Annotated in this window: 21 protein-coding genes; 16 read left to right on the forward strand and 5 right to left on the reverse strand. The window is 74.0% G+C overall.

The window, feature by feature from the left end:
- From FRZ03_RS39090 to FRZ03_RS14025, 3 genes are all read right to left on the reverse strand, one after another.
- Positions 1-373 (reverse strand): GerMN domain-containing protein (locus tag FRZ03_RS39090; RefSeq protein WP_186785415.1); only part of this gene is annotated, 373 nt, incomplete at its 3' end.
- A gap of 110 nt (positions 374-483) precedes the next feature.
- Positions 484-2,022: a sensor histidine kinase gene (locus FRZ03_RS14020; protein ID WP_261399025.1), complete on the reverse strand. Its 1,539-nt coding sequence runs from the start codon at positions 2,020-2,022 to the stop codon at positions 484-486.
- On the reverse strand, positions 2,019-2,708 hold the full coding sequence (locus FRZ03_RS14025; RefSeq protein WP_146465480.1) for a response regulator transcription factor: 690 nt from the start codon (positions 2,706-2,708) through the stop codon (positions 2,019-2,021). The genes FRZ03_RS14020 and FRZ03_RS14025 overlap by 4 nt, the downstream gene beginning before the upstream one ends.
- Before the next feature lie 385 nt (positions 2,709-3,093).
- On the opposite strand from FRZ03_RS14025, the gene FRZ03_RS14030 reads away from it, so the two are divergent.
- A complete protein-coding gene (locus tag FRZ03_RS14030; protein WP_398660294.1) occupies positions 3,094-3,813 on the forward strand; it encodes a DUF3152 domain-containing protein in 720 nt (239 codons plus the stop codon).
- A gap of 76 nt (positions 3,814-3,889) precedes the next feature.
- Here FRZ03_RS14030 and rfbD read toward each other — a convergent pair whose 3' ends face one another.
- Both rfbD and rfbB read right to left on the reverse strand, forming a co-directional pair.
- Entirely contained in the window at positions 3,890-4,774 is an 885-nt protein-coding gene (gene rfbD, locus FRZ03_RS14035; RefSeq protein ID WP_146465482.1) for a dTDP-4-dehydrorhamnose reductase, read from the reverse strand.
- On the reverse strand, positions 4,771-5,760 hold the full coding sequence (gene rfbB, locus FRZ03_RS14040) for a dTDP-glucose 4,6-dehydratase (protein WP_146465483.1): 990 nt from the start codon (positions 5,758-5,760) through the stop codon (positions 4,771-4,773). The genes rfbD and rfbB overlap by 4 nt, the downstream gene beginning before the upstream one ends.
- 165 nt (positions 5,761-5,925) lie before the next feature.
- On the opposite strand from rfbB, the gene rfbA reads away from it, so the two are divergent.
- The 15 genes from rfbA to FRZ03_RS14110 all read left to right on the forward strand — a co-directional run.
- Positions 5,926-6,807, forward strand: coding sequence for a glucose-1-phosphate thymidylyltransferase RfbA (gene rfbA / locus FRZ03_RS14045; protein WP_146465484.1), 882 nt, complete (start codon positions 5,926-5,928; stop codon positions 6,805-6,807).
- 5 nt (positions 6,808-6,812) lie between these two features.
- Positions 6,813-7,436, forward strand: coding sequence for a dTDP-4-dehydrorhamnose 3,5-epimerase family protein (locus FRZ03_RS14050; RefSeq protein WP_315902644.1), 624 nt, complete (start codon positions 6,813-6,815; stop codon positions 7,434-7,436).
- Between the two features lie 109 nt (positions 7,437-7,545).
- Positions 7,546-8,526 carry an LLM class flavin-dependent oxidoreductase gene (locus FRZ03_RS14055; RefSeq protein WP_146465486.1) on the forward strand — a complete coding sequence of 327 codons (981 nt, stop codon included), beginning with the start codon at positions 7,546-7,548 and terminating at the stop codon, positions 8,524-8,526.
- The gene (gene mpaB / locus FRZ03_RS14060; protein WP_146465487.1) at positions 8,519-9,598 is read left to right on the forward strand and encodes a daptide biosynthesis RiPP recognition protein; all 1,080 of its coding nucleotides are present in this window, start codon (positions 8,519-8,521) and stop codon (positions 9,596-9,598) included. The genes FRZ03_RS14055 and mpaB overlap by 8 nt, the downstream gene beginning before the upstream one ends.
- Positions 9,595-10,410, forward strand: a complete 816-nt coding sequence (gene mpaM / locus FRZ03_RS14065; protein ID WP_146465488.1) for a daptide-type RiPP biosynthesis methyltransferase — start codon at positions 9,595-9,597, stop codon at positions 10,408-10,410. Before mpaB ends, mpaM begins: the two co-directional genes overlap by 4 nt.
- On the forward strand, positions 10,407-11,687 hold the full coding sequence (gene mpaD / locus FRZ03_RS14070) for a daptide-type RiPP biosynthesis aminotransferase (RefSeq protein WP_146465489.1): 1,281 nt from the start codon (positions 10,407-10,409) through the stop codon (positions 11,685-11,687). Before mpaM ends, mpaD begins: the two co-directional genes overlap by 4 nt.
- Positions 11,687-12,901 carry a daptide-type RiPP biosynthesis dehydogenase gene (gene mpaC, locus FRZ03_RS14075; RefSeq protein WP_146465490.1) on the forward strand — a complete coding sequence of 405 codons (1,215 nt, stop codon included), beginning with the start codon at positions 11,687-11,689 and terminating at the stop codon, positions 12,899-12,901. Before mpaD ends, mpaC begins: the two co-directional genes overlap by 1 nt.
- 86 nt (positions 12,902-12,987) lie before the next feature.
- Positions 12,988-13,185 carry a daptide-type RiPP gene (locus tag FRZ03_RS14080; protein ID WP_070026971.1) on the forward strand — a complete coding sequence of 66 codons (198 nt, stop codon included), beginning with the start codon at positions 12,988-12,990 and terminating at the stop codon, positions 13,183-13,185.
- An 80-nt stretch (positions 13,186-13,265) separates the two neighbouring features.
- Positions 13,266-13,442, forward strand: coding sequence for a daptide-type RiPP (locus FRZ03_RS39095; RefSeq protein WP_186785416.1), 177 nt, complete (start codon positions 13,266-13,268; stop codon positions 13,440-13,442).
- Positions 13,443-13,553: 111 nt separating this feature from the next.
- Positions 13,554-13,751 (forward strand): hypothetical protein, encoded by a 198-nt coding sequence (locus FRZ03_RS14085; RefSeq protein WP_146465491.1) that lies wholly within the window; start codon positions 13,554-13,556, stop codon positions 13,749-13,751.
- A gap of 2 nt (positions 13,752-13,753) precedes the next feature.
- Entirely contained in the window at positions 13,754-14,482 is a 729-nt protein-coding gene (locus tag FRZ03_RS14090; RefSeq protein WP_146465492.1) for an ABC transporter ATP-binding protein, read from the forward strand.
- Positions 14,475-15,218: a hypothetical protein gene (locus FRZ03_RS14095; RefSeq protein WP_146465493.1), complete on the forward strand. Its 744-nt coding sequence runs from the start codon at positions 14,475-14,477 to the stop codon at positions 15,216-15,218. The genes FRZ03_RS14090 and FRZ03_RS14095 overlap by 8 nt, the downstream gene beginning before the upstream one ends.
- Positions 15,215-16,882, forward strand: a complete 1,668-nt coding sequence (gene mpaP / locus FRZ03_RS14100) for a daptide biosynthesis intramembrane metalloprotease (protein WP_146465494.1) — start codon at positions 15,215-15,217, stop codon at positions 16,880-16,882. Before FRZ03_RS14095 ends, mpaP begins: the two co-directional genes overlap by 4 nt.
- Before the next feature lie 112 nt (positions 16,883-16,994).
- Complete coding sequence (gene lanKC, locus FRZ03_RS14105) at positions 16,995-19,562, forward strand: class III lanthionine synthetase LanKC (protein ID WP_146465495.1); 2,568 nt, start codon at positions 16,995-16,997, stop codon at positions 19,560-19,562.
- Positions 19,559-20,056, forward strand: a 498-nt coding sequence (locus FRZ03_RS14110) for a glycosyltransferase family 2 protein (RefSeq protein ID WP_146465506.1), incomplete at its 3' end; no start/stop codon positions are given. The genes lanKC and FRZ03_RS14110, both read left to right, overlap by 4 nt.

Genomic DNA, 20,056 nt, shown 5'->3' on the forward strand with positions numbered 1-20,056 from the left:
ACACGCGCCACCCCGAGTTCACCATCGCCCGGTGGGCCGCCGCGCACCTGTTGCCCGGCCAACGCACGCCGGCGACCGTGCACACCAACTGCATCAGGGCGGCGGGACTCAGGGCGGGGACGCCCGCGGGGAACCGGACGGAGAGGGTGTCGTCGTCGACGGTCGTCACGTCCGGCGCGGCGGTCAGCCGGGGCAGTTCCGTGGTGGCCGCCGGGGCCTCGCTCGTGGACGGTCCGTCGAACAGCGCGCGCACGGCGCCTTCGTAGTCCCCGGGGCCGTCGATCCCGCGCGGGTACGGCTTCGGTTCGCCGTCGTGCAGGAAGTAGACGGGGGTCATGGTGGGCGGCGGCGACTGGTGAGCGGGAGCGGCCATGCCGCTTGCTGGCCGACCCGCCTCGATGACACCCGACTCGGGCACTCCGCAGGCCGCCGTCAGGAGCACCGTGGCGCATCCGGCCAGCAGCGCGGGTGTGCGTGAGCCCTTCACCGGGAGCCCCCGGCGGCCTCGTCGTCGGTGTCCGGGGAATCACGCCGCAGCGGGAGTTCGACCGTGAACTCCGCGCCGCCGCCGGGCAGGTTCGCCGCACGGATGCGTCCCTGGTGCAGACGGACGTTCTCCGCCGTGATGGCCAGTCCCAGTCCGCTGCTCTCGCTCCTGGTCCGCGAGGCGCCCGCCTTGTAGAAGCGTTCGAAGATGTGCGGCATCGCTTCCTCCGTGATCCCCGGCCCGTTGTCGCTCACCTTGACGACCGCCCACGCCCCGTCCGCTCGCTCCTCCCGCTCCATGGTCAGCCGCACCGGCGCCGCCCCGTGCCGCAGCGCGTTGCCGACCAGATTGGCCATCACCACGTCGAACCGGCGTGGGTCCACGCGCGTGCGGAGCACGCCCGGTCCGGGCACGCGAGTCTCCACCCGGTCCTGCCAGCCGCGGGCGGCGAGGGTGTTCGCCAGGGACTCGGCCAGGTCGAGTTCGTCCAGGTGGGGTTCGATCGCGCCCGCGTCGAAGCGGGAGATCTCCATCAGGTCCTCCACCAGCCCGCTCAGCCGGCTGGTGCCCTCGCGGACGAGCCGCAGCGCGTGGCCCGTCTCCTGGTCCAGGTGGAGCGCGTTCTCGTCCAGCACGTCGGTGACCGCCGACATCGCGGCCAGCGGCGTCCGCAGTTCATGGGAGACATCGGCGACGAAGCGGCGCGCCTGGGCCTCCAGCCGGCGCAACTCCGCCACCGACCGCTCCAGCGCGGCCGCCGTGTCGTTGAAGGACTGCGACAGATCGGCCAGTTCGTCGGAACCGCTGACCGCCAGCCGGACGTCGAGGTGCCCTTCGGCCATCCGGCGCGTCGCCCCGCGCAGCGCCCGCACGGGACGGAGCACACCGCTCGCGGCCAGCAGCGCCAGGGCGACGGCGAGGCACAGTGCCACCAGGGTGGCGCGCTCGATGTTGCCGACCATCGCGTCGACGTACGCCTCTTCGGTGTTCTGCGGCACCACCAGGAACATCGCCATTCCCGAGAGCCTCGGCGTCCGGTCCGCGCCGGCGGTGTACGTGACCGGCATGCCGACGACGAGGAAGGAATGCCCCTGGGCGTTCACCCGCTGGAACACCGCGGCGCGCTTGGTCCGCACGGACCGCAGCAGTTCCGGGCTCAGCTTGTCGAAGTCGGCGCTCGGCGCCCAGGCGCGGTGGTCGCCGTACGTCGCCAGGACCCGCCACCCCTGTTCCGGGTTGGCGTGCAGCACCTGGTCCACCGCCCGCTGGAGGTCCGAGGCGTCCGGCGCCGGGGGCGTGTAGACGGCCACGGCGTCGACACTGGTCCGGAACTGCCGGATGACGGCGTCCTGGCTCTGCTGGAGCACCCCGGTGCGCGCGCCCCGGAAGGCGAGTGCCCCGGTGCTCAGGGCGCTGACCGTGGCCACCAGGACGAAAGCCGCGATCAGACGGGGGCGCAGGCCCCGCAGCGGAAGCGGGACACGCGCCAGGGCCGCCCGCAGGAAGGGCAGCCGCCCGGACACCGGGCCGTTCACGAGGTGCCGAAGCGGTAGCCGAAGCCGCGCACGGTCTGGATGTACCGGGGCCGGCCGGCGGGCTCACCGAGTTTGCCGCGCAGTCGCTTCACACAGGCGTCCACGAGCCGTATGTCGCCGTAGTAGCTGTGCTCCCAGACCAGTTCCAGCAGTTGCTGGCGGCTGAACACCTGGCCGGGCGAGGCCGAGAGGGTCAGCAGCAGCCGAAGCTCGGAGGGGGCGAGCGTCACGCGTTCACCGCGGTGCGTCACCACGAGTCCGGCCCGGTCGACGACCAGGTCGCCGTGCGACTCCGGCCGGGGCCGGGCGGTGTTCGAGACGGACGGGTCCTGCCTGCGCAGCACGGCCCGTATGCGCGCGTCGAGCACCCGGGCCCGCACGGGTTTGACCACGTAGTCGTCCGCGCCGGCCTCCAGCCCCACGACCACGTCGACGTCGTCCCCCTTGGCGGTCACCATGATGATCGGCACCTGGTCGCGGTCCCTGATGCGCCGGCACACGTCGAGGCCGGACATGCCGGGCAGCATGAGGTCCAGCACGACGACGTCCGGGCGGAAGGAGCCAAGGTGTTCCCAGCCCTCTTCGCCCGTTTCGGCGGCGATCACCTCATGTCCCTGATGTCGCAGGCCCAGCCGGACGGCCTCGCGCACGTCCGGGTCGTCCTCGACAAGCAGAACTCGTGGCACCTCGGGAGTGTAGGCACATGCCGGCCGGCGACCGTCCGGGGGAGGGAGCCCCGGGCGGGAGCTGTTACCAAATGATCACACCGGGCCGAGGCCGCCCGCCGGTGGCCGGGCCCGCGCTGACGGGCACCGCCGGGAAGCCACTCGTTACCGTTCCGTGATGACGCGCGCTCATGGCGATCATCTGAAATGGCCAGGTTGAGCTGCCATGCACGCATCTCACCGGGCCGAACGCCGCCGGTCCTCCCGCCGCCGGCGACGGCCACGCCGTCGGGGCAGGGGCTGGCCGGTCGCCGTACTGACGGTCGTCGGACTGCTCGGCTCCGCCGCCGTCCTCCTGGACGGCCGGAGCGACGCGTCGAGCGGCGCGTCGCGTCAGCGGAGCGCGGTGAGCGCTCCACCCGAGGCCCAGACGAAGACCAAGAACAAGAGCAAGAACAAGAGCAAGAACAAGAGCAAGAACAAGAACAGCGACACGACGAAGAAGACCGCTCCGTCGCCCTCCCCTTCGCCGACCGCCACCGGGACCGGGGTCCCCCCGAAGGGCACCGGCGTGTTCGTCACCGCGCGGGCCGGCGGCGCGAAGGTCGGCCGGGGCCCGCGTCCGCTGCGTTACGTCGTGAAGACGGAGAGCGGCCTCGACCTCTCGCCGGCCCAGGCGGCCGACGAGATCGCCGGCATACTCGCCGCCCCCCGGGGCTGGACCCACAACCCGGCCTACGCGTTCCAGCTGGTGAGCGCGGGGCAGCCGCACGACCTCACGGTGAGCATCGCGACGCCGGGGACGGCGGACGCCCTGTGCTGGGCGGGCATCCACCAGGACACCGGGGGCGAGTACAACTGCGAGGTCCCCGGCGGGGTCGTGGTGAACCTCAAGCGCTGGGTCGAGGGCTCACCCACGTTCGACGGCCCGATCCACGACTACCGGGCGCTGATCATCAACCACGAGATGGGGCACTTCCTGGGCTACACGCACACCACCTGCCCCGGGCCCGGCCGCCTGGCCCCCGTGATGATGCAGCAGATCAAGGGCCTGCACGGATGCGTCGCCAACGCCTGGCCCTACGACAGGAACGGCGCCTTCGTCTCCGGGCCGAAGGTGCCGTGAGCCGCGTGACGTCCCCGCGGGCCGCCCGCGGGGAGCCGGTCGGCGCGCCGCGGTGGCGGCCCTGCCGCGGGAGCGGTCAGGTCCGCAGGGCTCGCGCGAGGGACTCCCGCCACGGGGGCGGGGGAGCGAGGCCGCACGCGCTCCAGCGGTCGTGTGCGAGGACGCCGTACGCCGGACGGGGGGCCGGCCGGGGGAAGGCGGCGGAGGCGGTGGGGTGGATCAGGCCGGGGCCGCGGCCGTCGAGGGCGAGGACCTCGCGGGCCAGGCCGTACCAGGTGGTGCGGCCGGACGCGGTGCCGTGGTAGACGCCGGGCGGGGCGTCGCCGGCCAGCGCCGCGCGGCCCAGGCGGGCGAGGAGGACGGCCAGGTCGCGGGACCAGGTCGGCTGGCCGTGCTGGTCCGTGACGACGGACAGGGGCGCTCCGGCCGCGGTCCGGGACAGCACCGTCTTCACGAAGTCGCGGCCGTGCGCGCCGTACAGCCAGGCGGTGCGTACGACATAGCCCGTGTCCGGGAGCGTCGAGGTCACCGCCTGTTCGCCGGCCAGTTTGCTCCGGCCGTACGCGTTGACGGGCGCCGTGGGCGCGTCCTCCGGGTAGGGCGTGACGGCGTTGCCGGCGAAGACGTAGTCGGTCGAGATGTGCAGCAGGCGGGCGTTCGAGGCGGCGCAGGCCCGGGACAGGTGCCGTACCGCCGTGCCGTTGACCTCGGTGGCCGCTTCCTCGGCCTGTTCGGCCGCGTCCACATCGGTCCACGCCGCGGTGTTGACCACGATGTCGTGGCCGGGGACGACGCGGGACACGGCGGTCGGGTCGGTGATGTCGAGGTCCGCCCGGCGCAGGGCGGTCACCTCGGCGCGGGGGTCGGCCGCGAGGACGGCCGTCAGGTCACGGCCCAGCTTGCCGCCCGCGCCCGTGACGAGCCACCTGACCGGCCGGACGGTGCCCTGCGACCCGGTCAACGCCCCTCCACCGGGGCGGACTTCAGCGGCTCCCACCAGTCGCGGTGCTCGCGGTACCAGGCCACGGTGTCCGCCAGCCCGTCCTCGAGTCCCACCTCGGCCGTGTAGCCGAGTTCCGCCTCGGCCTTGCCGCAGTCGAGGGCGTAGCGCAGGTCGTGCCCCTTGCGGTCGGGCACCCGCCGCACCATCTCCCATCCGGTGCCGGTCGCCGCCAGCAGCAGTGCGGTCAGCTCGCCGTTGGTCAGCTCCCGGCCGCCGCCCAGGTGGTAGACCTGCCCGGGCCGCCCCTTGCGCAGTGCCAGGTCGATGCCCCGGCAGTGGTCGGAGACGTGCAGCCATTCGCGGACGTTGCGACCGGTGCCGTACAGCGGCACGGGCAGGCCGTCCAGCAGGTTGGTGACGAAGAGCGGGATCAGCTTCTCCGGGAACTGGTACCGGCCGTAGTTGTTGGAGCAGCGGGTGACCACCACGTCCAGGCCGTGGGTGCGGTGGGCGGCGAGGGCCAGCAGGTCGGAGCCCGCCTTCGAGGCGGCGTACGGGGAGTTGGGCGCGAGCGGGCTCTCCTCGGTCCACGCGCCGGTCTCGATCGAGCCGTAGACCTCGTCGGTGGAGACATGGACGAAGCGGCCGGTGCCGTGGCGGTGCGCCGCGTCCAGCAGCGTCTGCGTGCCGAGCACATTGGTCACGGCGAACGGGCGCGCCCCCGCGATGGACCGGTCGACGTGCGACTCGGCCGCGAAGTGCACCACGGCGTCATGGCCGGGCAGGACCTGGCCGACGAGGTCCGCGTCGCAGATGTCGCCGCGCACGAAGGTGAATCCCGGGTGCCCGGCGACCGGGGCGAGGTTCGCCATGACCCCGGCGTAGGTGAGGTTGTCCAGGACGGTGATCCGCAGGCCGCGGTGTACGGGATCCGGTGACGACAGGAGCGATCTGACGAATTCCGAGCCGATGAAACCGGCGCCGCCGGTCACGAGGAGCCGCATGGATTCGAACTGTAGCTTGACGCGAGCGTGTGTGTCACCGAGATGATCACGGGACAGCGACCGTGGGTCACCCTGCCTCTCCGGGCGAGGGTGGCCGGATCGTACGCAAGTACGAAAGGAGGTCAGGGGGTTCGGGGGCCGTGCGGCGCCCGGCCTCCGGTGACCATGCGCGGACTACTTCTCGCCGGCGGTACCGGGTCCCGGTTGTGGCCGGTCACCAGGGCCGTGTCGAAGCAGCTCATGCCGGTGTTCGACAAGCCGATGATCTACTACCCGCTCACCACGCTGGTGATGGCCGGCATCCGGGAGATCCTCGTCCTGACCGGCCCCGACGACCAGCGGCAGTTCCGCCGGCTGCTCGGCGACGGCTCGCAGTTCGGGCTGCGGCTGGAGTACCGGGTGCAGGCGCGGCCCGAGGGCATCGCCCAGGCGTTCGTGCTCGGCGCCGACTTCATCGCCGACCAGCCGGTGGCGCTCGCCCTCGGCGACAACATCTTCCACGGCGCGGGACTGGGCACCCGCCTGCGGCGGTACACCGATCCGGTCGGCGGGCGCATCTTCGCCTACCCCGTGGCCGACCCGTCGGCCTACGGCGTCGTGGAGTTCGACGAGAAGGGCCGCGCCGTCTCCATCGAGGAGAAGCCGGCCCGGCCGCGCTCCCGGTACGCCGTCCCCGGCCTGTACTTCTTCGACAACCGGGTGGTGGGGATAGCCCGCGGCCTCACCCCCAGCGCCCGCGGCGAGCTGGAGATCACCGACGTCCACCAGGCCTATCTGGACCGGGGCGAACTGAACGTGACCGTCCTGGACCGCGGCACCGCCTGGCTGGACACCGGCACGTTCGACTCCCTGGTGGGGGCCTCGGAGTACGTGCGGGTGATCGAGGAACGCCAGGGCATGAAGGTCGGCTGCGTGGAGGAGGCCGTCTGGCGCGGCGGACTGATCGACGACGCGCAACTGAGGGAACTGAGCCGCCCGTTGATGGCCAGCGGGTACGGCCGCTACCTCCTCGGACTGCTCGACGAGGACCGGGACGGGGTGGCGTGATGGAGATCCGTGAGCTGGGCATCGCCGGGGCGTGGGAGATCCTGCCGCGGACCTGGACCGATCCCCGGGGCGTCTTCCTGGAGTGGTACCGGTTCGACCGGCTCGCCGAGGCCGTGGGCCGCCCGCTGGACCTCGCCCAGGCCAACATCTCCGTCTCCGCCCGCGGCGTGGTGCGCGGTGTGCACTTCGCGGACGTGCCGCCGGGCCAGGCCAAGTACGTCACCTGCGTGCGCGGCGCGGCGCTCGACGTGGTGGTGGACCTGCGCACCGGCTCGCCGACGTACGGGCGCTGGGAGGCCGTCCGGCTGGACGACGTACGGCGCCGGGCCGTCTACCTGGAGGAGGGGCTCGGCCACGCGGTCTGCGCGCTCACCGACGACATGACGCTGAACTACCTCTGCTCCGCGACGTACAACCCCGCGGCGGAGCACGCCGTCCATCCGCTCGACCCCGAACTGGCCATCGACTGGCCGGTGGACGACCCGGTGCTGTCCGAGCGCGACGCGGCGGCCCCCTCCCTCGCCGAGGCCCGCGCCGCCGGGTTCCTCCCGGAACACGCAAGCTGCCGGCGCACGGTGGAAAGCGGGTCCCGGCCGGCCGCTCCGGGGCGAAAAGACCGATCGTTGTGATGTGCAGCTTCGTGCAAGGAGGCTTGCACGAAGCTGCAAGCACGACGTCTCCATAAAAGCTCCCCGATGTGAAAGTGTCTGAGCACACGGTGAAGGGGGGCGAGAGCAAGTGGATTACTCCGTACTGGTTCCTTTCCTGCAGCGACGGCCCGAACAGGTGCTGCCTTATGCGGCCCTGGTCGAATGGACGGGAGCGCGGCGGCTCTGGCAGGGACAGAGCATGCTGATGGAGCCTTTCCAGACCCTCTCCGCCGTCGCGGGCGCCGGATTCCGGGTGCCGACCGGCCTCGGGGTCACGCTGATGCCGCTGCGCCACCCCTTCGAGGCGGCCCACCTCGTCAAGACCCTGGCCATGGCGACCGGCGAGAGCGTCGTCGCCGGGTTCGGGCCGGGCGCCAAGACCTTCCAGCAGAGCCTGCTCGGCGCGCCGTACCGCAGCCAGCTCACGGCGGTCCGGGAGTACCTGACCATCGTCCGGGGCCTGCTCGACGGCGATGTCGTCGACGTGCGGGGCGAGTACTACTCCTGCCACGCCCAGATGGGGCCGGTCATGGCCCCGCCGGTGGAGCTGGGGCTCGGGGTGCTGCGGCCCGGCATGGCGCGGCTGGCCGGCGAGGTCGCCGACGTGGCCGTCACCTGGCTGACCCCCGCCGCCTACCTGGACGAGGTCGTGCGTCCCGCGCTGCGCGAGGGCGCCGAGAAGGCCGGGCGGAGCGCGCCGCGGGTGACCGCGATGGTGCCCGTCGCGCTGGAGCGGCCGGGGCGGGACGTGGCCGAGTTCGTCCTCGCGAGCAATTCGGGGCATATGCAGGCCCCGCATTACATCGACATGCTGGGGCGGGCCGGAATCGATTTCTCCAACCTCGATCCGAAATCCGCGGGGCGGCTCATGGCGGACGCCGGCGCATTTGTCTTCGGAGACGAGGAACAGGTCACCAAACAGCTTGATGAATTCAGGATGGCCGGCGTTCAGGAAGTCGTGCTCAATCTGACGGGTGTGTGCAATCTCTATGGCCCGAAAGCCGCCATGGAGGATCTGAAGAAGATCCTCGCCGCGGTCGGCGCCGAGCGGAGGAACTCCGGTGAATGAGGCTCTGATCAGTCGTACGGGCAGGCACCTGCGGTCCTGGGCGACGGGCCGGCCGCTCGCCGGCGGCACGGCCGGGGGCGGGAGCGCGACCGTCGTCCTGGAGGACGCCGCCCAGCTGCCCGCCGTGCTCTCCTCGGACGTCGTGGGCCCCCGCACGCTCGTGCTCGTCCCGGGCGACCAGGACGGGGAGGAACACGGGCCGTCGGGCGCCACCGTCGTGGGCTTCGAGGGCTCGCTCAGCGAGCCGGGCGGCGACGCGTCGATCGGCGGCGCCATCTTCCTCCAGGTGCAGGACTACGGCACCAGCCCCTACATGTCGCTGCTCGGGACCACCCTGGTCCGGGTGGCCGGCGAACCCGACTTCGAGGCGTTCCTCGCCGACGCCGACCGGGCGCGCCAGACGGGCGGGTTCGAGGCGTTCGCGGTCAGCCCGGCCGTACAGATCGCCGACCTCGGCGCCCTGGGCGAGGCCGCGCCGGACGACGGCCCCGGCACCCGGCTGTGGATCGCGGCCGACGGCGCGGTGTCCGTCTCCCCGCAGGGCACCCGGCTGGGCACGGCGGGCGACAGCGCCGCCGCGCTGTCCGCGGCCTGGGCCGCGGCGACGGCCGCCGCCCCCGCCGTGGCCCTCGGGCGCGCCGTGCCCGAGGCGGTCCGCGGGCCCGCCGTGGCCGAACGCCCCTGGCTGGGCCGGTACCTCGCCGCCCTGGACGTGCTGCGCGACCTCCAGGTGCACGGCGTCTCGGACGTGCGGATCTCCGGCTTCGGCGGACGCCTCGTGCCCGAACTGGCGGACGTGGCGGGCGCGTACGACGCCCAGGACCCCGCCGTCCCCTTCCTGGCCTGGACCCCGCAGGCGGCGTACGTCCGGGTGCCCGGGCACGAGCGCACCTTCCGGCTCGGCGGCCGGGCCGCACGGACGGCGGAGTGGCTGCTCGTGCACGGCGACCCGGCGACGGCCGCCGACGGGGCGGACGGGGCCGCGGTGCGCCAGGTCCTCGACTTCTTCGCCGAACGCGGTGCGCCCCTGCTGCCCGCCACGGCCGGCGCCCCGGCGGAGGTGGGCGCATGACCACGGCGACACCGCTGTCCCCGCCCGGCCTGGCCGCGCGGGTGCTGGCCGGCTACGGCGACCGGGTGGTCCTGCACGATCTGTACGACGAGGCCGGCGTGCCCGTCTACCACGACCTGGCCGCGACCGACACCAGCGAGATCCGGGAACTGCTGCGGGTGGCCCGCGGCGGCACCGGACCGGTCCTCGAACTCGCCGCCGGCTCCGGCCGGTTGACCCTGCCACTGCTCGCGCTCGGCCGCGAGGTCACCGCGCTGGAGCTCAAGGCGGACATGCTGGACCTGCTGCGGGAGCGGCTCGCGACGCTCCCGGCCGGGGCGCGGGCGCGCTGCACGCCGGTGCAGGGGGACATGTCCGCCTTCGACCTGGGGCGCACCTACGACCTCGTGGTGCTCGGCACCACCTCCGTCTCGCTCCTCGACGACGCCGGCCGGGCCGGACTGCTCGCCTCGGTACGGGCCCATCTGCGGCCCGGCGGGACGTTCCTGCTGTCCACCGTCGACCGCGCCGCGGACGCCGGGACCGAGGCCGACCTGGACTTCGAGGTGCGCGGCGCGAGCGGCCGCCGCTACCGGATGATCGAGCACTGGCCGCCCGGCGCCCCGGCGCGCGGCGTCACCATCCTGCCGCCCGAGCGCGAGGCCGCCGCGGCCGACCGGGTCGAGGTGCTGACCACCTCCATCCGGGTGCTCGCCGCCCAGCGGCTGGAGCGGGAACTCGCCGCCGCCGGACTGCCCGTCGTCGCCCGGCACGCGCTGCCCGCCGGCGGTCCCCGGCACGTCGACGTCCTGATCGAGGCGGAGGCCGCGTGACGAACGAACTGTGGCCGTCGCTGCTGGACCCGGCGCTGCACGGCGACGACGAACTGTGCGCCGTCTCCGCGCGGGGCGTGCGCGTGCGCTTCCTCGACGGGCGCGAACTCCTGTGCGGTACGAGCGGCTTGTGGAACGCCAACCTCGGGTACGGCAACGAGGCGATCGCCGACGCCTGTGCCCGGGCCCTGCGGGAGGCCTCGTACCTCTCGGTGTTCCGCTACGAGAACCTGCCGGCCCGGCAGGCCGCCCGGGAACTCGTCGAGGCGGCGGGCGCCGACCACTGGGGGCGGGTGCTGTTCTCCACCTCCGGCGGCGCGGCCAACGACGTGGTGATGAAGCTGGCCCGGCACCACCACGCGCTGCGCGGCGAGGGCACCCGCAAGCTGGTGGTGGGACTGCGGGACAGCTACCACGGCCTGACCTTCGGCGGCTTCGCCCTCACCGGCGAGAACCTCGGCCAGCCGGTCTACGGGGTCGACCAGCGGCTGATCCGGCACGTCACCCCCAACGAGCCCGACGAGATACGGGCGCTGGCCGAACGGCAGGGCCGGCAGATCGCCGCCGTCGTCGTGGAACCGGTCCTCGGCACCGGCGCGGTGCCGCTGTCCCCCGAGTACGTGCGGACCCTGCTCGAACTGCGCGAACGGTACGGCTTCCTGCTGGTCGCCGACGAGGTGGCCACCGGCTTCGGCCGGGTCGGCAGCCTCTTCGCCTCCCAGCTGTGGCCCGCGCCCCCGGACCTGCTCATCACCTCCAAGGGCCTGACCAACGGCACCTGCGCGGCGGCGGCGGTCCTGGTGTCCCGCGCCGTGGCGGACGCCTTCCATGCCTCCGGGGACGTCTTCGTGCACGGGGAGACGCAGGCCGGGACACCGGTGACCTGCGCGGCGGTGCTGGCGACCCTCGCCGAGATGCGGCGGCTGGACGCCGTCGCCTCGGCCCGCCGGCTGTCCGCGCGGCTGGACGCCGCACTCGCCGACCTGGTCGCCACGCACCCCCGGGTGAGCGGCACCACCGGAGCGGGCTGCTTCCGCTCGATCCGGCTGTGCCTGGCGGACGGCTCACCGCTGCCGCAGGACCAGGTCACCGACGTGGTCGCCGCGATCCGGCGGGCCGGCGCCATCGTGCACCCCAGCGTGTCCGGCGTGCAGATCCTGCCGGCGCTCACCTACACCGACGCCGAACTGGCCGAACTCCTCGACCGGGTGCGGGCCGGGGTGGACGCGCACGCCGGGACGGCCGCCACCACGGCGGCCGGTACGGAGGCGGTGTGATGGAGCCGGTCTGGAGTCTGAGCAGGCATCCGCTGACCCGGGTGGCGTACGGCCTCGACGGCCTCTCGCAGTGGCTGGCCCGGCACGCGGGGCGGCGGCTGACGATCCTCGTCGACGCGGCCGTCGCGGACGGCGAGGCGGAGGCCCGGGTGCGCGAGCGCGCGGCCTGGGCGGACCGGGACACCGAGCGGACCGTCCTCGCGGGTCCCGGCGACCTGGCGAGCGTCAGCTGCCTCGCCCAGGAGGTGGCGGACCGCGAGTTCGTGGTCGCCATCGGCGGCGGGTCCCTGCTGGACCAGGCCAAACTCGCCGTGCTGCTGGGCTCCGACCCGGCCGTGGGCGACCGCCTCACCGTGCGCCAGCGCAGCGGACTGGTCCTGCTGTCGGCCGACTCCGCGCCCCGCGTGCCACTGGTCGCCGTGCCCACGACGGTGGGCACCGGCAGCGAACTCAGCGGCGCCGTCTGCCTGGCGACGCCCGAGGGCAAGCGGCTGGTGCTGGGCAACGGGCTCCAGCCCGAGGTCGCGGTCTACGACGCCGCGGCGACCCGGACCCTGCCCGCGGAACTGCTCGCCGAGGGCACCCTGGAGGTGCTGTTCCGGCTGGCCGGGATGTACGCGGGCGACCACCGGGAACTGCCGACCGAGGACGCCTTCGCCGAGACCCTGCTGCGGCGGCTGGTGCGGCTGGGCGACGAGGTCGCGGCGGCCCGCGCCGCCGGCACGACGACCGGCGACGCGCTGCGCCTGGAGATCGCCAAGCTGAGCGGGCTCAGCCACCAGCCGTGGCTCAACCTCGGCCGGGACCCGTGCGCCTGCAAGGGCTGGTACCTCGCCAACGAACTGTCCACCGCCCTCGGGGTGCGCAAGATGACGGCCGCCGCCGCCCTGCTGCCCCCGCTGTGGCGGCGGATCACCCGGCCGGACCCCCGCTGGGGCTCGGCGGCCCGGCTGGAGCGGCTGTGGCGGGCGGTGTCGGCCGCACGGACCGTACCGGGTCCCGCGGACGACCCCGCGTCGGGGATCGACGCCCTGCTGGACGACTGGGGCATCCGGCGCGCGCTCCACGCACCGCCCGAGCGCGTCGCCGAGGTGGCCCGCGCCACCGTCCGGGCCTGGGGGCAGGGTCTGCCGACGCTCGGCGCCCTCACCCTCGCCGACGTGCACGAGGTGATGGCGGAGGCGGTCGGCGCACCGGCCCTCGCCACGCGCTGAACGCCCGGCCCCGTGCCGCGAAGACTTCCGTCAGCCCCCGCTGGCGGACGCACCACCAGGCATCGCACCGGGAGAGGAGGAAGAAGATGCAGACCGCCAAGAACCAGGGTCCCTCCGCGCCGCTCGAACTGGCGCTTCAGGAGCTGGAGCCGCACGAGCTGGAGATGCAGGAGCTGGAGGCGCTCGACGCGCCCTTCGGCTGGACTGACGTGGTGAGCCTCGTCAGCGGGCTGAGCGCAGGAGGGGTCGTCTCGTACGTGTCCCTCGTGACGCTGGCGACCTGAGTCTCCGGAAGCCCCGGTCCCACGGACCACGGCTTCCCGAGCCCGGCCAACCCGAAGACCCCGGAAGGAGGTGAACAACGATGCAGGAGAACAAGAACTCCGCCCTCGAACTGTCCATGCAGGAGCTGGAGATGGAGGAGCTGGAGGGCATGGAGGCCCCCGACTGGTGGAACAGCTTCCTCGTGAGCTTCGGCGTGTCCGCCGGTGTGAGCGCCACCTACAGCTCGCTCGTCATCACGTCGGTCGTCGCGACCTGACGCGGGCCGGCACCTGAGAGTGCCCTGGTCCGGATGCAGTCGCGTTGCATCCGGGCCAGGGCCTCCCCGGGAAATATACGTGCCGCCCAGCACTCCAAGGAGAGATGCGCAATGTCCCAGGCCGCTTCCCGCGGCTTTCCGTGGGCCCTCGCGGGCTTCTGGATCGTCGCCGTCATGGCCGCGCCCGGCATCATCTCGGCCCTCACCTCAGGCCGGACGCGAACCACTGCCCTCCTCGTCTGCATCGGCGTGGAGCTGCTGATCATCGCCGGTGTCGGCCTCTTCCTGCGGGCCCGGGGGAGGACCTGAGCATGACGGACGTAGTCGACATCGAGGGTCTGACCAAGCGCTACGGCGAGGTGACAGCGGTCGAGGACGTCTCCTTCCAGGTGAGACCCGGCCGCGTCGTCGGACTGCTGGGCCGCAACGGCGCCGGCAAGACGACGACCCTGCGCATGCTGCTCGGGCTGGCCCGGCCCACCGCCGGTCGGGCCACGGTGTTCGGCCACCCGTACGCGCAACTCCCGCGCGCCGCCCACCGCGTCGGTGTCGGCATGGACGGCATCGGGCCCTCCAACGCCGCCACCGGCCGCGGCGACCTGAACATCTGGGCCAGGACCCTGGGCCTCGGCCGCTCCCGCGTGGAGCAGGTCCTCGAACGGGTCGGGCTGGCCGACGACGCCCACCGCAAGCTGCGCGGCTTCTCCACCGGGATGCGCCAGCGGCACGCCCTGGCGACGGCCCTGCTGGCCGACCCCGAACTGCTCATCCTGGACGAGCCGGCCAACGGCCTGGACCCGGACGGCATCCGCTGGCTGCGGCGGTTCCTGCGGTCCCTCGCCGACGAGGGCCGTACCGTCCTGCTCTCCAGCCATCTGCTCGCCGAGGTGGAGCAGACCGCCGACGACATCGTGATCCTGCAACGCACCCTGCGCTACAGCGGCACGGTCGCCGACCTCACCCGCAACGGCACGGTGAGCCTGGAGAGCAGCTTCTTCGAACTCGTCGGCCCGGCGGCGAAGGAGCCCAGCCATGCGTGACCTCGTCGCCGCCGAATGGCGCAAGATCTGGACGGGACGGGCCTGGTGGGCCCTCGGCCTGTCCGCGGCGCTGCTGTGCGTGCTGGCCGACGCCGGCTACCTCACCCAGGCGCTCGACCAGCTGCCCAAGGGCACCACCACCGAGGCCGACCTGACCTCCACCCTGGTGCAGGGCTGGTTCATGGTCGAACTGGTCGCCGCCCTCGCCACGATGCTCGCCGTGACCCGCGAGTTCTCCACCGGCGCGATCTGCCGGACGGCGCTGCTCGGCGGCGGCCGCGGCCGGGTGCTCACCGCGAAGCTCGTCGCCGCGGCCGGCACCGGCGTCGTGTACGCGCTGGCCGCGGGCGCCGCCGCGGCGGCCAGCCCCTGGCTGTTCCTGGCCGGCCGCGCATGGCACCCGCAGTGGACCATGACCACCACCTGGACCCTGCTCGGCGTGATGCTGGTGATCCTGGTGGGCGCCCTGTGGGGCAGCCTGCTCGGCATCGTCATCCGGCAGCAGGTCGTCGCCATCGTCGTGCTGCTGCTGAGCACCTGGCTGGTCAGCGAGGGCCTGCTGCGACTCGCCCCGAAGATCGGCCGGTTCACCATCGACGAGGCCATGGCCGCGGTGTACCGCAGCGGCAACGACGGCGTCCTGCCCATCCCGTGGGCGCTGGTGGTGCTGGCCGCCTGGATCGCCGTCGCCGGTGTCGCGGGCCGGACCCTGTTCCTGCGCCGGGACCTGCCGTGAAACTGACGCTGAACCGCCCGCGCCCGCAGGCCGCCGCCGCCGCGCCGCCGCTGCCGGAGTACCCGTGCCTGGCCGAGGACGTGGTGGTGCACGAGCCGGCCGAGGCGGGCGCCCCCTGGATCGTGCAGTTCGACGCCGGGCGCTACCTGCGGGTCGGTGCCGGGATGGCGCGGCTGCTGCGCTCGGCCGACGGCACCCGCACGGCCGGCGACATCGCCGCCGTGCTCGGCGCCCCGTGGACGGCCGAGCTGGTGGGGGAGGGGCTGACCCGGGCGCAGCGGATGGAGCTGCTGCGGGGCACGGACCGCAAAACCGCCGCTCGTCGCAGGTTCGCCTTCGTGCCCCCGCTGACCTTCCAGTTCACCGTGGTGCGCCCGGAGCGGTTCCTGGCCCGGTTCCGGCCGCTGGCCGCCCGGCTGGCCCACCGCTCCTGGGCGGCGGCGCTGGTGGCGCTGGTGGTCGTCGGCATCCTCTGCCTGGCCTTCCAACTGCCCGCGCTGGCCGACGCGCTGAGCCGTCCCGTCTCGGTGTCCACGCTGATCACCCTGGTGGTGGTCACCTATGTGGGCACGGTGCTGCACGAGATGGCGCACGGGATCGTGCTCAGCCACTACGGCGGCAAGCCCAGCCGCATGGGGGTCATGCTCTTCTATCTGACCCCGGCGTTCTTCTGCGACGTCACGGACGGCTGGCGGCTGCCGGGCAGCGGGCAGCGGGTGCGGATCGCGCTCGCCGGCATCACCACCCAGGCCGCCATCGGCGGGGTGTCGGGCATCGCCGCGGCCGCCGTGGCGCTGACCGGGGGTTCCCCCGGAGTCCGGGACACGCTGCTGCTGCTCACGCTGACCACCTTCGTCTCGGGGGTCTTCAACGCGCTGCCGTTCGTCAAGCTGGACGGCTACCTCGCGCTCATGAGCCACCTCGACATCTCCCACCTGCGGGACCGGTCGATGACCGACGCGCGGCGGCTGGTGGCCCGGGTGCTGTTCGGCGGGCGCTACGAGCGGGCCCTGCCCGGGGTGTCCTGGGCACCGCTGTTCGGGCTGGTCTGCATGGTCTTCCCGGTCTACGTCCTCGCCATGGCCTTCACGGTGTGGCAGAGCATGCTGGAGGCCATGGGACTGGTCGGCGCGACCGTCGTCTCCCTGGGCCTTGCCTACCTCGCGCTGCGCCTGTACTCGGGGGCCCTGCGGCTGGGCGCCGAGGCGCGCGCCGCGGGTGCGCGCCGGTGGCGGATCTGGGCCGTCTCGCTGGTCGTGCTCGCCGCCCTGACCGGCATCGCGCGGGAGGTGACCCTCCCGTACACGGTGTCCGGCGGTTTCGTGCAGAGGGACGGGCGGGTGCTGTTCGTGGCGACGGGCGCCGCCGACCTGGACGCCGTCACCCCGGGTGCGACGGTGCGGTTGCGGGGCAGCGGCATCGTGCTGCACGAGGACCTGGGCGAGGCCCGGGTGGCCGGCTCCAAACCCGTGCAGGTCGAGGCCCCGTTCTCGGTGTTCGCGCCGGTCGCCGGGCTCGACTCGATGAAGCTGCCCGCCACCGGCGTGCCGCTGCGCGTCAACCGGCCGCCCGCCGCGGCCACGGGACTGGCCGAGGTGGACGCCGGCCGGCGCGGCGTCGGCGACTGGCTCTACCTCCGCTACCTGGCACCTTTCTGGCGCTGACCCCGGCCGCCGCGGGCACCGCGTGGCCGGCCGGGGCACCGCGCCGCCGGCCGGCCACGCCCTCCCGGCGTACCGGCCCTCGCCTCTTCCCCAGCTCCCAAGGCGGTTGATCATGGACATACTTCGGCATCTGATGTACTGCCCGCCGGGCACCCCGTACTTCGACCGGGACGACGCGGACTCGGCGTCCTCGGACGACTTCCCGGCCGTCGCCGCTCCCGGGCCCGAGGGCTGGACGCGCGGCACCGGGCCGGACTGGGCGATGCTGACCCCGCCCGGCCACCGGCTGCCCGCACAGGGCTGGAAGATCCATGTCTCGGCCACCCCCGGCAACGCCGAGGACATCCTGGAGCGCTGCTGGGACTACCTGGTGCCGCGGGGCGTCGCGTTCAAGTTCATCCGCAGCCGCAAGGTCCTGCTGCGCCGCAACGGCAAGTACGGCGACCGCAGCGCCAGCGGCAAGTTCGTGACCGTCTACCCCGAGGACGAGGAGCGGTTCGCGCTCGTCCTGACGGAGCTGGGCGAACTCCTCGACGGCGAGCCGGGCCCGTACATCCTCAGCGACCTGCGCTGGCGCTCCGGCCCGCTGTACGTGCGCTACGGCGGGTTCGTGGCCCGCACCATGAAGACCCCCACGGGCGAGAGCGTCCACTGCATCGAGGACCCCGAGGGACGGCTGGTGCCCGACCGGCGCGGGCCCTCCTTCCGCCCCCCGGAGTGGGTGACGCCGCCCGCCTGTCTCGACGAGGCCCTGCGGGCGCGCGAGGCGGGCACCCTGGAGGACTTCCCCTACCGGGCCGAGAAGGCCCTGCACTTCTCCAACGGCGGCGGCGTCTACCGGGGCAGCGACCTGCGCACCGGGGAGCCGGTGCTGCTGCGCGAGGCACGGCCGTACGCCGGGCTCGACACCCAGGGCGAGGACGCCGTGGCCCGGCTGCGGCGCGAGCACGACTGCCTGCGCCTGCTTGACGGCCTGCCGTGGTTCCCGCGGCTGCTCGACGCCCGGGTGGGACACGAACACCACTTCCTGGTCCGGGAGTTCGTCGAGGGGGAGACCCTCGCCACCGCCATCACCCGGCGCCTGCCCAAGGCCCCCGAGACGGACCCGCACGGCGCCAAGGCCTACACCGACTGGGCCCTCGGCGTGCTCGACGAGGTGGCGCGGGGCGTCGCCGCCATGCACGAGCGGGGCGTCTTCTTCGGCGACCTGCACCCCGGCAACGTCCTCGTGCGCCCGGACGGGACGATCGCCTTCATCGACCTGGAGACGGCGTCGACCGACCCGGACGCCGCCCAGATCCACGCCGCTCCGGGGTTCGCCGCGCCCGCCGGCCACCGGGGCCCGGACATCGACCGGTACGCCCTCGGCTGCCTGCGGCTGGCCCTGTTCGCGCCGCTCACCACGCTCATGGGCTGGGGCCCGGGCAAGGTGGACCAGCTGATCGACTATGTGGTGTCGCGGTACCCGCTGCCGGGCGACTGGGGCGACCGGGTGCGCGCCGACCTCACGCCGGGCACCATCGCCGGCGGACGGGACGCGGCGGGCGGCCCCCCGGCCACGGTCCCGGCCCGCGCGGGGGACGACGACGGCCGGGCGGCGCTCGCCGAGGGCATCCTCGCGGCGGCCACCCCGCACCGCGCGGACCGGCTCTTCCCCGGCGACGCCGCGCAGTTCTTCGTCCCGGAGGGCGGCGCCTGTCTCGCGTACGGCGCCGCGGGCGTGCTCTGGGCGCTCGCCGAGACCGGGCACGAGGTGCCCGAGGAGCACACGGACTGGCTGGAGCGCGCGGCCGGCGCGCTCACCGACCCGGCCCCCGGCCTGTGGACCGGCCTGTCCGGCATCGCCGGGGTGCTCGCGCGCCTGGGCCGCACCGAGGCGGCCGGTGAACTCTTCGCCAGGATCAGGGAGTCGGACGCACCGGACGACAGCCTCTTCGACGGGCTGGCCGGGACCGGGCTGGCCCAGCTGCACTTCGCCCGGACCACCGGGGACGACGACGCGCTCAAGTACGCCCTCGCGGCGGGCGAGCAGCTCGCCGCCCGGGCCGCGGCCGGTCCGCCGCGCCGCGGCCAGGCCGGTCTGCTGCGCGGCCGGTCGGGCGGCGCCCTGCTCCCGCTGGCCCTGTACCGGCACACCGCCGATCCCGCCTGGCTGGACGCCGCCCGCGCGCTGCTGGACAGCGACGCACGGGCGCTCGGCTGGCGCGAGGAACCCGACGAGGGCACCGCGGAGCCGGCTGGCTGGGCGCCCAACTCGCCCGGCAGCAGGCCGCAGTTGGCGGCCGGTGGCGCGGGCGCCGCGCTGGTGCTCGCGGACTACCTGGACCACCGGCCCGACCCGGACCTCGCGCGGGTCCGCGACCGCGTCCTGGACGCGGCGCGGGACGCGACGCCCCGCACCGCCGGGCTCTTCCACGGCTGGGCGGGGGTGGCCCTGGCCCTGCGGCGCCTGGGCGGCGAGCCCACCGCGCGGCAGCGGGAGCGGCTGCTGGACGTCCTGGACCTGTTCCGGGTGGAGCACGAGGGACGGCCCGCCTTCCTGGGCCACGAGAACCTGCGGCTCTCCACCGATCTGGCCACCGGCGGGGCGGGGGTGCTGCTCGCGCTGCACGCCCTGGGCGACCGGCCCGGCGGCCTGCCGTTCTGCCGGTTCGAGACGAAGGACGGACCACGGTCATGACAGCCACCGGCACCCCTCGGGTGTCCGTCGTCTGCCCGACGTACAACCGGTCTCGGGCGATCACCAGGACCATCGACTCCGTGCGGGCGCAGACCGTCGGGGACTGGGAACTGCTGGTGGTCTCCGACGGCTGCGACGACGACACCGAGGACTGGGTGGCGCGGGCGGCGGCCGAGGACCCGCGGGTGCGGCTGCTGCGGGTGGCCAGGACCGGTCACCCCAGCGGCCCGCGCAACGCGGGGCTCGCCGCGGCGCGCGGCGCGTACATCGCCTACCTCGACCACGACGACACCTGGCACCCGCACCACCTCCGGGTCGCCCTCGGCCTGTTGGAGACCGGCGCCCCCTCCCCCCCGGCCGCGTCCCGGCACCCCCAGCCCGTCGCGACCATCCCGGCCCCGGTCTCCACCCGGCCGAGGGCGACCCGGAGGCGGTGCGGGGGCCAGGGCTCGGCGTGCCCGCGGCTTGCGATGGACGCGCCGCGCGCCGCGCCG

This window comes from Streptomyces misionensis (assembly GCF_007896895.1).
In the GTDB taxonomy this organism is placed as follows: domain Bacteria; phylum Actinomycetota; class Actinomycetes; order Streptomycetales; family Streptomycetaceae; genus Streptomyces; species Streptomyces misionensis_A.